The sequence below is a fragment of the Candidatus Erwinia dacicola genome (genome assembly GCF_001756855.1).
In the GTDB taxonomy this organism is placed as follows: Bacteria; Pseudomonadota; Gammaproteobacteria; order Enterobacterales; family Enterobacteriaceae; genus Erwinia; species Erwinia dacicola.
Genome location: NZ_MAYS01000268.1, coordinates 1 through 12,753, shown reverse-complemented (window position 1 = coordinate 12,753; position 12,753 = coordinate 1). Strand labels below are relative to the sequence as shown.

Below are 12,753 nucleotides of genomic sequence, written 5' to 3'. Positions count from 1 at the left end.
ATCTGCCGTTCGGTAAAATGGAGACGAACCTGTTCTTTCAGGTCGTTGCTAAACGCTATGAGTCAGGCAGCGTGATCCTGACCAGCAACCTGCCGTTTACTCAGTGGTCCGGAACGTTTGGTGATAACGAAACGCTGACGGCAGCGATGCTGGATCGGCTGCTTCACCATGCGCATATCGCCCAAATCAGCGGCCAATGCTACCGACTGAAGGATAAGCTGAAAAGCGGTCAAATCCAGAAGAAAACGAAAGCAACAACGTTCGAGTAATTCAAAGGGGGTGGGTCAGTTTTACTTTGGCAGGGTGGGGCAGAATTCGATCGGTATTGACAACCGACGTTTTCGACTGCATCTTCCGCTTTGTCAGCGCCATTCTCAACCAGTCCACCACGTTGCCCTAAGCGCGTTTCTGGCAGGCCGTGGCTAACTGCGTGCAGGAGTATCAGCAGGCGCATCCACAGCACGCCCGCAAGTTTGCGCGCTACGATCTATTTACCAAAGAGTTCCAGCGCTCCTGCCTTAACCGCCTGCAGCTGGCGAACAACAACCAGCAGATGATCAACTTAGCCGATCCGGCAGAGAACCTAAAGTTTTCCGGCGTATTGCACAATCCGATTGCCCGTTTTCGATAATTCATAATTGTGCAGTGTTATCAGGTAAAAATGCGGTATGTTAGCGTGGTCGCTTCTCAGGCGCTCAGGCGGCCGCGCTTTTTTACTTTTCGTTAATTCTAGGAGAGAGTCGGAATGGCGTCATTTATCCCCATAGTAAGCCTTACCCGGCGACATCTGATTTTCCCGCTGTCATTGGTGCTGTTTGAGTTTGCCACCTATATCGCCAATGACATGATCCAGCCTGGCATGCTGCTGGTGACCAGCGAGTTTAAGGTCGGCCCGGAGTGGGTATCCGCCTCGCTGACCGCCTATCTGATCGGCGGCATTGTGCTGCAGTGGCCGCTCGGGCCGCTGTCCGACAAGCTTGGTCGCCGCCCAGTGATGCTCTCGGGCGTAGCCTTCTTTATGCTTACCTGTATGGCAACCCACTGGGTGCAGAGCATTGATCAGTTTGTCCTGCTGCGTTTCCTGCAGGGCATCAGCCTGTGCTTTATTGGTGCCGTCGGCTATGCCGCCATTCAGGAAGCGTTTGACGAGACGCTAAGCGTGCGCATTATGGCGCTGATGGCCAACGTCGCCCTGCTGGCACCGTTAGCGGGCCCGCTGGCAGGTGCGGCATTCTTTGAGTTCAGCGACTGGCGCACCATGTTCTGGCTGTTTGGCGTGGTGACCGCCGTGGCACTGGTTGGACTGTGGCATACCATGCCGGAAACCGCAGGCGACAAGCAGATGTCGCTGTCGCTGAAATCACTCGGCAAAGGCTACCTAGCGCTGGTGAAGAACCGTCAGGTGATGAGCGGCTCGCTGGCGATTGGCTTGGTCACCATTCCCTGCTTGGCTTGGGTGGCGCTGTCGCCGGTGATCCTGATCCAGGACGAGGGGCTGGCGCGCATGGACTATGCGCTGCTGCAGCTGCCGGTGTTTGTTGCGATTATTGCCGGTAACCTGACGCTGGGTAAGCTGGCTTCCCGCGTATCGATCGACTTTCCGCTGCGCCTTGGCGCTTGGCCGATCCTTCTGGGGCTGGGGACTGCCACCATTGCCGCGCTGAACGACAGCCACAGCTATCTGTGGCTGACAGCTGGGCTGAGCATTTATGGCTTCGGCATCGGACTGGTCAATGCCGGACTGTATCGTCTGACGCTTTTTTCCAGCACCGCAGCCAAAGGCTGCGTGGCCGCGATGCTCGGTATGGTGAGTATTCTGGTGTTCGCGCTGGGGATTGAGCTGGCGAAGTTTGCTTACTTCAGCGACGGCACGCGTGCTTTCAGCCTAACAAATCTGGCCTGTGGCCTAGTCTGGTGCTGGCTGGTGAGTGCATTCCTGCGCGAGAGAAAGCTCCGATCGGCGTTGGATTATCCCTACGTGTAAACTGACTATTTCTTCGGGTATAACTCCTTACGATCGTAAGGCTCCACTTCACCCGGACGACGCGTTTTGATCAGCTTGAGGATCCAAGTGTACTGCTCCGGGTTCGGACGCACAAAGATTTCAACCTCTTCATTCATCCTCCGCGCAAGTTTCTGATCGTTCACATCCACCAAATCATCCATCGGCGGGCGCAGCCAGATATCCAGCATATGGGTTTTGCTATCGTATACCGGGAACAGCGGCACCACTCTGGCGCGACACACCTTCATCATGCGGCCCAGCGCGGGTAGCGTGGCTTTATAGGTGCCGAAGAAATCGACAAACTCGCTGTGCTCAGCGCCGTGGTCCTGATCGGGCAAATAGTAGCCCCAGTAACCCTGACGGATAGAGCTTATAAACGGTTTGATACCGTCATTACGGGCGTGCATACGACCACCAAAACGGCGACGTACTCTGTTCCAGAGATAGTCCATAACCGGATCGCTCTGGTTATGGAACATCGCCGCCATCGGCTGCCCTTCAGAAGCCAAGACCATCGCCGGGAGATCGACCGCCCAGCCGTGCGGGACGAGGAAGATCACATTCTGCCCGGCTGCGCGCATCGGTTCGATAATTTCACGACCGTGCCAGCGAATACGTTTGATCGCGCTCTTCGGGCGAATAGCCAGCTCGGCCATCATCGCCATTGACTGCGGTGCCGTGGCAAACATCTCATTGACAATCTGCTCGCGTTCGGCTTCGGTCTTCTCCGGCATGCAGTACAGCAGGTTAATCTGAGCACGGCGACGCGCGCTGCGCGCCAGCTTGCCGGCAAAACGCCCCATCGCACCCAGCAGCGGGTCATGCAGGCGCGGGGAAACCAGCGCCAGACCGGCAAAGGCACCTACCGCCAGCCAGCTCCCCCAGTAACGCGGTAAAAGAAAGGATTTCTGAAAGGTGGGTATAAATTCAACGTTACTTTTTTTTCTGTTTTCCATGCACTGGCCTTGAACAATAACGGGCTTATGATAGTGCTGACGGGCAAATTTGCAATGTTATTGGTCATTTAGCCTCTGCCTGCCAAAAAAAAGCCGATGGCAACACCCATCGGCTCAGTTTTCACGCAGCTGAATTACTTAAATCGTAGCTTAGGCACCACTTCACGCACCTGCGCAAGGTAGTCTCGACGCTCTTTACCGACCAGCCTTTCCATACGCGGCAATTTCGCCGTTAATGGGTTGACTGCCTGATTATTAATCCAGATTTCGTAGTGCACGTGAGGCCCGGTGGAGCGCCCGGTATTGCCGGACAGAGCAATACGGTCACCGCGTTTCACCTTCTGACCTTGCTTCACCAGCAGCTTTTTCAGGTGCATATAGCGCGTCATATACTGGCGACCGTGGCGGATAGTCACATAGTTGCCCGCAGCGCCGCTGCGCTTGGAGACGATCACTTCACCATCACCCACCGCCAGCACTGAGGTACCTACCGGCACGGCAAAGTCGACGCCTTTGTGCGACGCGATACGCCCGGTTACCGGGTTGACGCGGCGCGGATTAAAGTTGGAGGAGACGCGGTACTGTTTCACCGTTGGGAAACGCATAAAACCGCGCGCCAGACCGAAGCCACTGCGGTCATAGAACTTGCCGTCTTCAGCGCGGATAGCGTAGTAATCTTTGCCACCGCTGCTCATACGCACGCCCTGCAGTTCGCTCTGCTCACTTTTACCGTCCATCATTTCACGCGACATCAGCACCGCGAACTGATCGCCTTTGCGCAGCTTGCGGAAATCCATCTGCCACTGCAGTGATTTGATCACCGCGCTAATTTCGCCGCCGGTCAGGCCAGCCGAACGGGCGCTGCTCACGAAACTGCCGTTAACCACGCTGCTCAGTACCTTGTTCTGCCATTCGCCCTGTTGCATCGCCGCGGAGGATTTAAAGCCATCGCCGGAACGATCGTAAGTACGGGTTTCACGGCGGGAGACTTCCCAACTGAGGCGCTGAAGCTGGCCATCATCGGTGAGAGTCCACGACAGCTGCTGGCCGATTCGCAAATTCCGCAGATCTTTATCCGCCTTCACCAGCTGGCTGATATCTGACATATCGATGCCATACTGATTCAGTACGCTACTGAGCGTGTCGCCGGTGGAAACGACATAATCGTGCGTGCCGCTTTCGTCAGGCACATCCTCATCGATTTCATCTTTGGGCACATCATCAACAGGGGACAGCGTATCTTGATCGATGGGTTCACTGGCTTCCGGGAGCAGCGTGCGCAGCTCACTCTTTTCCAGCTCGATCGTTTTCACAATTGGGTTTTTACCACTAGGATGATAAACGTAAGGCTGCCAGACGGTGAAAGCCAGAGTAACGACGGTCAACGACCCCAGCATGATGCGGTGAGGTCGGGGTAAATTATTGAACGCTATAGCGACAGCGCGGGCAATCTGCTGCACTTAAGTTTCCTCTATTTTCCATTCAGGCAGCTCGCATATTGGCTGGACAGCTGTGAGAGGAATGTCACATAGCTGTCTTTGCCTAGGGTGATGTTCGTCCCAAGTGGATCCAGCGTGCCCGAACGCACTTTGGTCCCTCTGGCAACGGCTTCAATCACGGCCGGCCTGAATTGTGGCTCAGCAAAGACGCATGCGGCCTTCTGCTCAACCAACTGTGTTCGTATTTGATGTAAACGCTGCGCGCCAGGTTGGATCTCAGGATTAACGGTAAAATGACCTAATGGGGTCAGACCGTAGTGTTTTTCAAAATAAGTGTAGGCATCATGAAAAACGAAATATTCTTTACCTTTAACTGGGGACAGCTGATTACCGATTTTCGCATCGGCAGACGACAGTTCTGCTTCAAAGTGCTGCAGGTTAGCGTCTAGTTTGTCCTTGCTTTGCGGCATAAGTTCCAATAATTTTGCATGGATTGCAACCGCAGTTTTCTTAGCTATTTCAGGAGACATCCACAGGTGCATATTATATTTACCGTGGTGTTCATGCTCTTCGTCTTCTCCTCCCTTCAGCAGCAGTGCTTTTACACCCGGCAGGGTGTCCATTTCAGCGCTCTTTTGTGCGGGAAGTGAAGCGACCAATTTGGTCATAAAAGCTTCCATTTCTGGCCCGACCCATACCACTAAATCCGCGTCCTGCAAGCGTTTAATGTCTGATGGGCGCAGCGCGTAATCATGCTCAGAGGCACCGCCGGGCAGCAGGATTTCGACCGGGGTTACGCCATTGGCAATGGCTGCGGCGATGAAGCCCACCGGCTTAACGGAGGCGACCACGGCGGCCTGAGCAGGAAGTGCAAGCGAAGCGGCGACACTCAGGCCGGCCAGCATTGAAAATGCACGCATTTTTTTATGTAACATAATGATTCAGTTCATCGTGATTAGGTGATAGATTGTGATATTATAACATTTACAAACTTCTGCAACCTGTAATCGATATGTCCCCTTTGATAGCCCTTGATAAAATATCTGTAAGTTTTGGTCAGCGCTGCGTGCTGTCTGATGTTTCACTCGCGCTGCAGCCTGGCCGCATTTTGACCCTGCTCGGGCCGAACGGAGCGGGTAAATCTACGCTAGTGCGCGTGGTGCTGGGGCTGATTGCCCCGACTGCCGGTAGGCTGACGCGCCCTGCCCAGCTTCGGATTGGCTACGTGCCGCAAAAAATTCATCTGGATGTCACCCTGCCGCTAACCGTCGATCGCTTTATACGTCTGCGCCCCGACGTCAAGCGCGCCGATATCCTGCCGGCGCTGAAGCGCGTTCAGGCCGCGCAGCTGCGGGAGTACCCCCTGCAGAAATTATCCGGCGGTGAGATGCAGCGCGTGCTGCTAGCACGGGCACTGTTCAATCAGCCACAGCTGCTGGTGCTGGATGAGCCGACGCAGGGCGTCGATGTTAACGGTCAGGTCGCACTGTACGATCTTATCGACCAGCTGCGTCGCGAGCTGAACTGCGGCGTGCTGATGGTTTCCCACGATCTGCACCTAGTGATGGCGAAAACCGACGAGGTGCTGTGCCTCAATCACCATATCTGCTGCTCCGGCACGCCGGAAGCGGTGTCGCAACACCCGGAATTTATCTCGATGTTTGGCCCACGCGGTGCCGAGCAGCTGGCCATTTATCGCCATTATCACAATCATCGTCACGATCTTCAGGGACGCATTGTTTTACGCAGAGGGACCGGACGCAATGATTGAGCTGTTATTACCCGGCTGGCTGGCTGGCATTTTACTGGCGCTAGCGGCTGGTCCGCTGGGGTCGTTTGTGGTTTGGCGCCACATGTCCTATTTTGGCGACACTTTGGCGCACGCTTCCCTGCTCGGCGTGGCATTTGGCCTGCTGCTCAACGTCAGCCCATTTTATGCGGTGATCGTGGTGATGATGCTGCTGTCGCTGGTGTTAGTGTGGCTGGAACGCAGGCCGCATCTGGCAATTGATGCCTTGCTCGGGATTATGGCGCACAGCTTGCTGTCGCTGGGGATGATGGTGGTCAGCCTGATGTCAGACGTGCGCGTCGATTTGATGACCTATCTGTTTGGCGACCTGCTGGCCGTCACGCCACAGGATCTGTGGACGATTGCGACGGGCGTGGCGGTGGTGATGCTGCTGCTGGGCTGGCAGTGGCGCGCGCTACTGTCGATAACCATCAGTCCGGAGCTGGCACAGGTGAACGGGGTGAACATTCAGCGTACCAAAATGATTCTGATGCTAATCACCGCGCTGACCATTGGCGTGGCAATGAAGTTTGTCGGGGCGCTGATCATCACTTCCCTGCTGATTATTCCTGCCGCCACCGCTCGCCGCTTTGCCCGTTCCCCGGAACAGATGGCTCTGCTTGCCATTGTGATTGGCATGCTGGCCATCACCGCAGGCCTGACCTTCTCGGCGTTTTATGACACACCGACTGGCCCTTCCGTGGTGCTGGGTGCTGCTGTGTTGTTTATGCTGAGTATGGTGAAGGAACCGGCAGTTTAACCTGACTGGGTTGCAGGCAACGGGCGAGGCATGCCTCGCCCCTACGGAGAAGTCGGGCGATAGATATCAAAATGCTTATAGGCATGCCCGGTGGCAATACGCCCGCGCGGCGTGCGCTGAATAAAGCCATGCTGGATTAAAAATGGCTCCAGCACATCCTCAATGGTTTCGCGATCTTCGCCAATCGCCGCCGCCAAGTTATCCAGCCCGACCGGGCCACCCATAAACTTATCAATAATCGCCAGCAGCAGTTTGCGGTCCATATAGTCGAAACCTTCAGTATCGACGCTCAGCATATCCAGCGCTTTCGAGGCGATATCACCACTCATCTCCCCGGCGGCACGCACTTCCGCGAAGTCACGCACGCGCCTGAGCAGGCGGTTGGCGATACGCGGGGTACCGCGCGCACGGCGGGCGATCTCCCGCGCGCCATCATCGGTCAGCGGCAAACCGAGGCAGGCTGCGCTGCGCCCGACGATATGCTGCAAATCTTCCACTCGATAAAACTCCAGACGCTGCACGATACCAAAGCGGTCGCGCAGCGGCGAGGTGAGCGAGCCGGCGCGCGTGGTAGCGCCAATCAGCGTAAACGGCGGCAGGTCAAGTTTGATCGAGCGCGCACCCGCCCCTTCACCGATCATGATATCCAGCTGATAATCTTCCATCGCCGGATACAGTACCTCTTCCACTACCGGCGAAAGGCGGTGGATCTCATCGATAAACAGCACGTCGTGAGGTTCAAGGTTGGTAAGCATTGCCGCCAGATCGCCCGCCTTCTCCAGAATCGGCCCGGAGGTAGTTCGCAGATTAACCCCCATCTCATTGGCAACAATATTGGCCAGCGTGGTTTTTCCGAGGCCCGGAGGACCGAAGATCAGCAGATGGTCGAGTGCATCGCGGCGCATTTTGGCGGCTTTGATGAAGATTTCCATCTGTTCGCGCACCGCAGGCTGGCCGACGTACTCGTCCAGCATCTTCGGACGAATCGCGCGGACAATTACCTCTTCCTCTGAAATAACCCCGGCAGAGACTAAGCGATCGGCTTCAATCATGCTTTACCTCTAAATGGCTGCGCGCAGGGCTTCGCGAATTAAAGTTTCACAGTCGACATCAGGTTTGCCCACTCTACTGATCATCCGGCTGGCCTCTGGCGGTTTATACCCCAGCGCTACCAGCGCAGCAACGGCTTCACTTTCAGCATTGTTACCCGTTTCCACCGGCATTTCGCTAGTCAGGGTAAACGGTGCATCGCTGGCAAACAGATCGCCGTGCATGCCTTTAAAGCGGTCTTTCATTTCGACCACTAGACGCTCGGCGGTTTTCTTGCCCACGCCCGGCAGTTTCACCAGCACGGCGATCTCTTCACGCTCAACGGCAGTGACAAACTGCTGTGCCGACATACCGGAGAGGATCGCTAGCGCCAGCTTCGGCCCAACGCCATTCACTTTCACCAGCTCGCGAAACAGCGCACGTTCGGGCTTACTGTTAAAGCCGAACAGCAGCTGGGCATCTTCACGCACCACGAACTGGGTAAAGATGATCGCTTCTTGATTGAGTTCGGGAAGCTCATAAAAACAGGTCATCGGCATTTGCACCTCATAACCCACGCCGTTGGCCTCAATTAACACCACGGGCGGCTGCTTTTCCAGGATAATGCCTCTCAGACGACCTATCACATTCGCTTTCTTCAGATAACCATAAGTGGGGAGTTTATAGCATAAAAAAGGATGGATGAATATCCAGCCTGCTGGGAATTTCGGGGTGGAAGCTAAATCAGGTGGCCGCATGCAAGGGTCAGTTTCCCTTCGTAAATACGCGTGACGTTCTGGCTCAGATGACAGTGGGTGATAGCAATGGCCAGCGCATCGGCCGCATCCGCCTGCGGGTTAGCAGGAAGTTTGAGCAAGGTGCGCACCATGTGCTGCACTTGGCTCTTTTCCGCACCGCCCGTTCCCGCCACGGTCAGCTTGACCTGACGCGCTGCGTATTCGAACACTGGCAGATCCTGATTAACCGCCGCGACGATGGCCGCACCGCGCGCCTGACCGAGCTTCAGCGCCGAGTCCGCGTTCTTCGCCATAAACACCTGCTCGATAGCAAAATATTTTGGCTGGAACTGCGTGATAATTTCGCTGATGCCCGCGTAGATCAGCTTCAGACGGGTGGGTAAGTCGGCCACGCTGGTGCGGATACAGCCGCTGCCCAGATAGGTTAACTGCCGCCCAACCTGGCGGATCACACCGTAGCCGGTAATGCGCGAACCAGGGTCAATACCAAGGATGATCGCCATTACGCGCTCCTGCGGAGCGATGGAGCAGCTATCAAAGCGTTTCCGCCACCTCGTCAGAAATTTTACCGTTATGGTAAACTTCCTGAACGTCGTCACAATCTTCCAGCATGTCGATCAGACGCAGCAGTTTTAGCGCGCTTTCCGCATCCATATCTGCTTTAGTCGATGGGATCATGTTGACTTCAGCGCTTTCCGCTGGCAGACCTGCCGCTTCCAGAACACCCTTCACCGCGCCCATGTTTTCCCAAGGGGTGAACACGTCAATCGCGCCATCATCATAGGTCACCACGTCATCAGCACCGGCTTCCAGCGCTGCATCCATCACCGTATTTTCATCTAGGCCAGGTGCGTAAGAGATCACGCCTTTTTTGGTAAACAGATATGCAACCGAGCCGTCAGTCCCTAGGTTACCGCCGGTTTTAGTGAAGGCATGACGCACTTCAGACACGGTACGGTTACGGTTGTCAGACAGGCACTCAATCATGACGGCGGTGCCGCCCGGGCCGTAGCCTTCATAGATGATGGTTTCCATGTTGGAATCATCATCGCCGCCCACGCCGCGTGCAATCGCACGGTTCATGGTGTCACGCGTCATGTTGTTGGACAGCGCTTTATCCATTGCCGCACGCAGGCGCGGGTTAGAGCTAGCATCACCGCCGCCCAGTTTGGCAGCCGTCACCAGCTCACGGATGATTTTGGTAAAGATTTTAACGCGCTTGGAATCCTGAGCAGCCTTGCGGTGCTTGGTATTTGCCCACTTACTATGTCCCGCCATTTCCTATTAGTCTCCCAATTGGCACCGGACAGGCTATCTTGCTGGCGATTTTGTCCCCCGGCAGTGCGCAAAATGCTCACGTACCGCAGTACGCTCCGCTTCCTGTGCGCTGGCGGTGAACAAACTCACTGTGCCGATAACGCCTGAACGTTTGGCTAAGTTCAAAAGATAAAACCAAATTTACACGACGAATTCTTTAATTGCTTGGCGGTTACTCCAAGACTTGGTAAGCGCGGCAGCAGCAGGGGCGTCCAGCCACTGAAAGGCCAGATGCTCGCTCAGCGTTATGTCGCACTCCGCCGTCAGCGCTAGGGTAAACCAGTGTTCCCGGTTATGGGTGATGCCCGGCGCATAGCGGTGGAGGAAGTGCGGAAAGATTTCGAAGTTTATATGACGCTGGCAGTCCGCTAATGTGAGCTGCTCCGCGCAAATATCAATTCCAGTCTCTTCCAGTACTTCGCGCTGCGCGGTACGTGCAGGGCTTTCCCATGTTTCCTGGCTGCCGGTGACCGACTGCCAGAAATCCACATCATCGCGCCGCTGCAACATCAGCACCCGCCCCGTATTGGCGGCGTAAACCACTACCAGTACTGATACCGGATGCTTGAAGGCCATTATTCGTTCTTTAACGACTGGTCTTTGACCTTCTTAATCACCTCAATACCCAACTCAGCCAGTGAAGCCGGGTTAGTGAAACTTGGCGCTTCGGTCATCAGACAGGCCGCAGCGGTAGTTTTCGGGAAGGCGATAACATCACGAATGTTTTCCGTGCCGGTCAGCAGCATCACCAAGCGGTCAAGGCCAAAGGCCAGACCAGCGTGCGGCGGTGTACCGAACTTCAGAGCATCCATCAGGAAGCCAAACTTCTCGCGCTGCTCGTGCTCGGCAATACCCAGAATGCCGAATACGGTCTGCTGCATCTGGCCATTGTGGATACGCACCGAACCGCCGCCCACTTCGTAACCGTTAATCACCATATCGTAAGCATTGGCAATCGCCGTTTCCGGCGCGCTCTTCAGCTCGGCTGGTGACATATCTTTAGGCGCGGTGAACGGGTGGTGCATCGCCGTCAGGCCGCCTTCGCCATTGTCTTCAAACATCGGGAAGTCGATCACCCACAGCGGTTTCCACGCGGCTTCGTCGGTGATTTTCAGGTCACGTCCCAGCTTAAGGCGCAGCGCACCCAGCGCATCGGCCACCACTTTGGCACTGTCAGCGCTGAAGAAGATCATATCGCCATCGGCAGCAGCAGTGCGCGCCAGAATAGATTCAACAATTTCCGCGCTTAGGAACTTAGCCACCGGGCCGGTGATCCCTTCTAAGCCTTTAGCACGCTCGTTAACCTTGATATACGCTAGGCCACGGGCACCGTAGATTTCAATAAACTTACCGTAATCGTCAATCTGCTTGCGGCTAAACTGCGCACCACCCGGCATGCGCAGTGCGGCAACGCGCCCTTTAGCATCGTTCGCCGGGCCGGAGAAGACTTTAAACTTCACGTCTTTCAGCAGGTCAGCAACGTCCACCAGCTCCATCGGGTTACGCAGGTCCGGCTTATCAGAGCCGTAACGACGCATCGCCTCTGCAAAGGTCATCTGCGGGAAATCGCTGAGATCGACAGACTTCACATCGAGCCACAGATCGCGCACCAGACGTTCCATGATCTCACGCACCTGTGGCGCCGTCATAAACGAGGTTTCTATATCGATCTGGGTAAATTCTGGCTGGCGATCGGCGCGCAGATCTTCATCACGGAAGCATTTGATGATCTGATAGTAGCGGTCAAAACCGGACATCATCAGCAGCTGTTTGAACAGCTGTGGCGACTGTGGCAGCGCATAGAATTTGCCTTTATGTACGCGGCTTGGCACTAGGTAGTCGCGGGCACCTTCCGGCGTTGCCTTGGTCAGCATCGGGGTTTCGATATCGAGGAAACCGTGCTCATCCATAAAGCGGCGCACAAAGCTGGTGATTTTGGCACGCGCTTTCAGGCGGATAGCCATATCCGGGCGGCGCAGGTCGAGGTAGCGATATTTCAGACGCGCTTCTTCGCTGTTAGCCATGTTGGAGTCTAACGGCAGCGGCTCGGAGCGGTTAAGGATGGTTAGGTCGGTAGCAAACACTTCGATCTCGCCGGTCGCCATATCGCTGTTTTTGTTTTTCTCATCACGCACACGCACGGTGCCGGTTATCTGAATGCAGAACTCGTTACGCAGCTCAGAACTCAGCTTGAAAGCTTCCTGACGGTCCGGGTCAAAGAACACCTGCACAATACCTTCACGGTCGCGCATATCAATAAAGATCAGGCTGCCTAGGTCGCGACGGCGATTAACCCAACCGCACAGTGTCACCTGCTGGCCTACATATGACAGGTTGATCTGTCCACAATACTCAGTACGCATAATGATATCCTTTTAACTACAGCGCTGCGGGTGCAGCATTTTCAATCAATACCCTGCTCTGAGGAGCGCTGCTGCCGCGAAAAATGGCGACTATTGTAATGGAAAACGCCTCACAGGATAAGTGCGGTCATCAGTGCAACCGCGCATAAAAAACGCAAGAAGCTTTCCAATCTCATAAAGCGGTCAATAAAGCAACTGGCGAAGCCCATCTGCTGGCGCTAGTGTCGAAATTCAGGACTCGGACACGACTTGATACAGGGAACGTACGATGAAAATAAATGCCTTATGTGTTACTGAATCACCCCGGATAAATTAGAGGCGGCGGATTCAAGTTCGA

Annotated in this window: 13 protein-coding genes and 1 pseudogene; 5 read left to right on the top strand and 9 right to left on the bottom strand. The window is 55.2% G+C overall.

The annotated features are described in order from the left end of the window. The 3 genes and pseudogenes from BBW68_RS08035 to BBW68_RS08025 form a co-directional block, all read left to right on the top strand. A partial coding sequence (locus tag BBW68_RS08035; protein WP_186821305.1) for an ATP-binding protein occupies positions 1-269 on the top strand: 269 nt, incomplete at its 5' end. A 62-nt stretch (positions 270-331) separates the two neighbouring features. Then, positions 332-631: pseudogene (locus BBW68_RS16290) on the top strand (IucA/IucC family C-terminal-domain containing protein); the annotation flags it as partial. 114 nt (positions 632-745) lie between these two features. Further along, positions 746-1,984 (top strand): MFS transporter, encoded by a 1,239-nt coding sequence (locus BBW68_RS08025; protein ID WP_070134785.1) that lies wholly within the window; start codon positions 746-748, stop codon positions 1,982-1,984. Between the two features lie 5 nt (positions 1,985-1,989). On the opposite strand, the gene lpxM is transcribed toward BBW68_RS08025, so the two are convergent. The 3 genes from lpxM to znuA form a co-directional block, all read right to left on the bottom strand. Continuing rightward, positions 1,990-2,961: a lauroyl-Kdo(2)-lipid IV(A) myristoyltransferase gene (gene lpxM / locus BBW68_RS08020; protein ID WP_070134783.1), complete on the bottom strand. Its 972-nt coding sequence runs from the start codon at positions 2,959-2,961 to the stop codon at positions 1,990-1,992. A 134-nt stretch (positions 2,962-3,095) separates the two neighbouring features. Next, positions 3,096-4,421, bottom strand: a complete 1,326-nt coding sequence (mepM, locus tag BBW68_RS08015; RefSeq protein WP_070134781.1) for a murein DD-endopeptidase MepM — start codon at positions 4,419-4,421, stop codon at positions 3,096-3,098. Positions 4,422-4,432: 11 nt separating this feature from the next. Beyond that, on the bottom strand, positions 4,433-5,335 hold the full coding sequence (gene znuA, locus BBW68_RS08010; RefSeq protein ID WP_070134779.1) for a zinc ABC transporter substrate-binding protein ZnuA: 903 nt from the start codon (positions 5,333-5,335) through the stop codon (positions 4,433-4,435). Positions 5,336-5,412: 77 nt separating this feature from the next. On the opposite strand from znuA, the gene znuC reads away from it, so the two are divergent. Beyond that, positions 5,413-6,171 carry a zinc ABC transporter ATP-binding protein ZnuC gene (znuC, locus tag BBW68_RS08005; protein ID WP_070134776.1) on the top strand — a complete coding sequence of 253 codons (759 nt, stop codon included), beginning with the start codon at positions 5,413-5,415 and terminating at the stop codon, positions 6,169-6,171. Beyond that, positions 6,164-6,949 carry a zinc ABC transporter permease subunit ZnuB gene (znuB, locus tag BBW68_RS08000; protein WP_070134771.1) on the top strand — a complete coding sequence of 262 codons (786 nt, stop codon included), beginning with the start codon at positions 6,164-6,166 and terminating at the stop codon, positions 6,947-6,949. The genes znuC and znuB overlap by 8 nt, the downstream gene beginning before the upstream one ends. A 41-nt stretch (positions 6,950-6,990) precedes the next feature. Here the strand turns inward: znuB and ruvB are convergent, their stop codons facing one another. The 6 genes from ruvB to aspS form a co-directional block, all read right to left on the bottom strand. Continuing rightward, complete coding sequence (gene ruvB, locus BBW68_RS07995) at positions 6,991-8,001, bottom strand: Holliday junction branch migration DNA helicase RuvB (protein WP_070134769.1); 1,011 nt, start codon at positions 7,999-8,001, stop codon at positions 6,991-6,993. Positions 8,002-8,010: 9 nt separating this feature from the next. After that, entirely contained in the window at positions 8,011-8,625 is a 615-nt protein-coding gene (ruvA, locus tag BBW68_RS07990; RefSeq protein ID WP_070134767.1) for a Holliday junction branch migration protein RuvA, read from the bottom strand. Between the two features lie 92 nt (positions 8,626-8,717). Then, positions 8,718-9,239: a crossover junction endodeoxyribonuclease RuvC gene (gene ruvC / locus BBW68_RS07985; protein WP_070134765.1), complete on the bottom strand. Its 522-nt coding sequence runs from the start codon at positions 9,237-9,239 to the stop codon at positions 8,718-8,720. Between the two features lie 31 nt (positions 9,240-9,270). Next, positions 9,271-10,014: a YebC/PmpR family DNA-binding transcriptional regulator gene (locus BBW68_RS07980; RefSeq protein WP_070134763.1), complete on the bottom strand. Its 744-nt coding sequence runs from the start codon at positions 10,012-10,014 to the stop codon at positions 9,271-9,273. 180 nt (positions 10,015-10,194) lie between these two features. Continuing rightward, positions 10,195-10,629, bottom strand: a complete 435-nt coding sequence (nudB, locus tag BBW68_RS07975) for a dihydroneopterin triphosphate diphosphatase (RefSeq protein WP_070134761.1) — start codon at positions 10,627-10,629, stop codon at positions 10,195-10,197. Further along, entirely contained in the window at positions 10,629-12,416 is a 1,788-nt protein-coding gene (aspS, locus tag BBW68_RS07970; protein WP_070134759.1) for an aspartate--tRNA ligase, read from the bottom strand. The genes nudB and aspS overlap by 1 nt, the downstream gene beginning before the upstream one ends. Positions 12,417-12,753: the final 337 nt, after the last annotated feature.

Excerpts from the sequence above, each read along its gene's own strand:
- nudB (WP_070134761.1), bottom strand. The coding sequence starts at position 10,629 with ATGGCCTTCAAGCATCCGGTATCAGTACTGGTAGTGGTTTACGCCGCC.
- lpxM (WP_070134783.1), bottom strand. The coding sequence starts at position 2,961 with ATGGAAAACAGAAAAAAAAGTAACGTTGAATTTATACCCACCTTTCAG.
- aspS (WP_070134759.1), bottom strand. The coding sequence starts at position 12,416 with ATGCGTACTGAGTATTGTGGACAGATCAACCTGTCATATGTAGGCCAG.
- znuC (WP_070134776.1), top strand. The coding sequence starts at position 5,413 with ATGTCCCCTTTGATAGCCCTTGATAAAATATCTGTAAGTTTTGGTCAG.
- BBW68_RS07980 (WP_070134763.1), bottom strand. The coding sequence starts at position 10,014 with ATGGCGGGACATAGTAAGTGGGCAAATACCAAGCACCGCAAGGCTGCT.
- znuA (WP_070134779.1), bottom strand. The coding sequence starts at position 5,335 with ATGTTACATAAAAAAATGCGTGCATTTTCAATGCTGGCCGGCCTGAGT.
- znuB (WP_070134771.1), top strand. The coding sequence starts at position 6,164 with ATGATTGAGCTGTTATTACCCGGCTGGCTGGCTGGCATTTTACTGGCG.
- BBW68_RS08025 (WP_070134785.1), top strand. The coding sequence starts at position 746 with ATGGCGTCATTTATCCCCATAGTAAGCCTTACCCGGCGACATCTGATT.
- ruvC (WP_070134765.1), bottom strand. The coding sequence starts at position 9,239 with ATGGCGATCATCCTTGGTATTGACCCTGGTTCGCGCATTACCGGCTAC.
- ruvB (WP_070134769.1), bottom strand. The coding sequence starts at position 8,001 with ATGATTGAAGCCGATCGCTTAGTCTCTGCCGGGGTTATTTCAGAGGAA.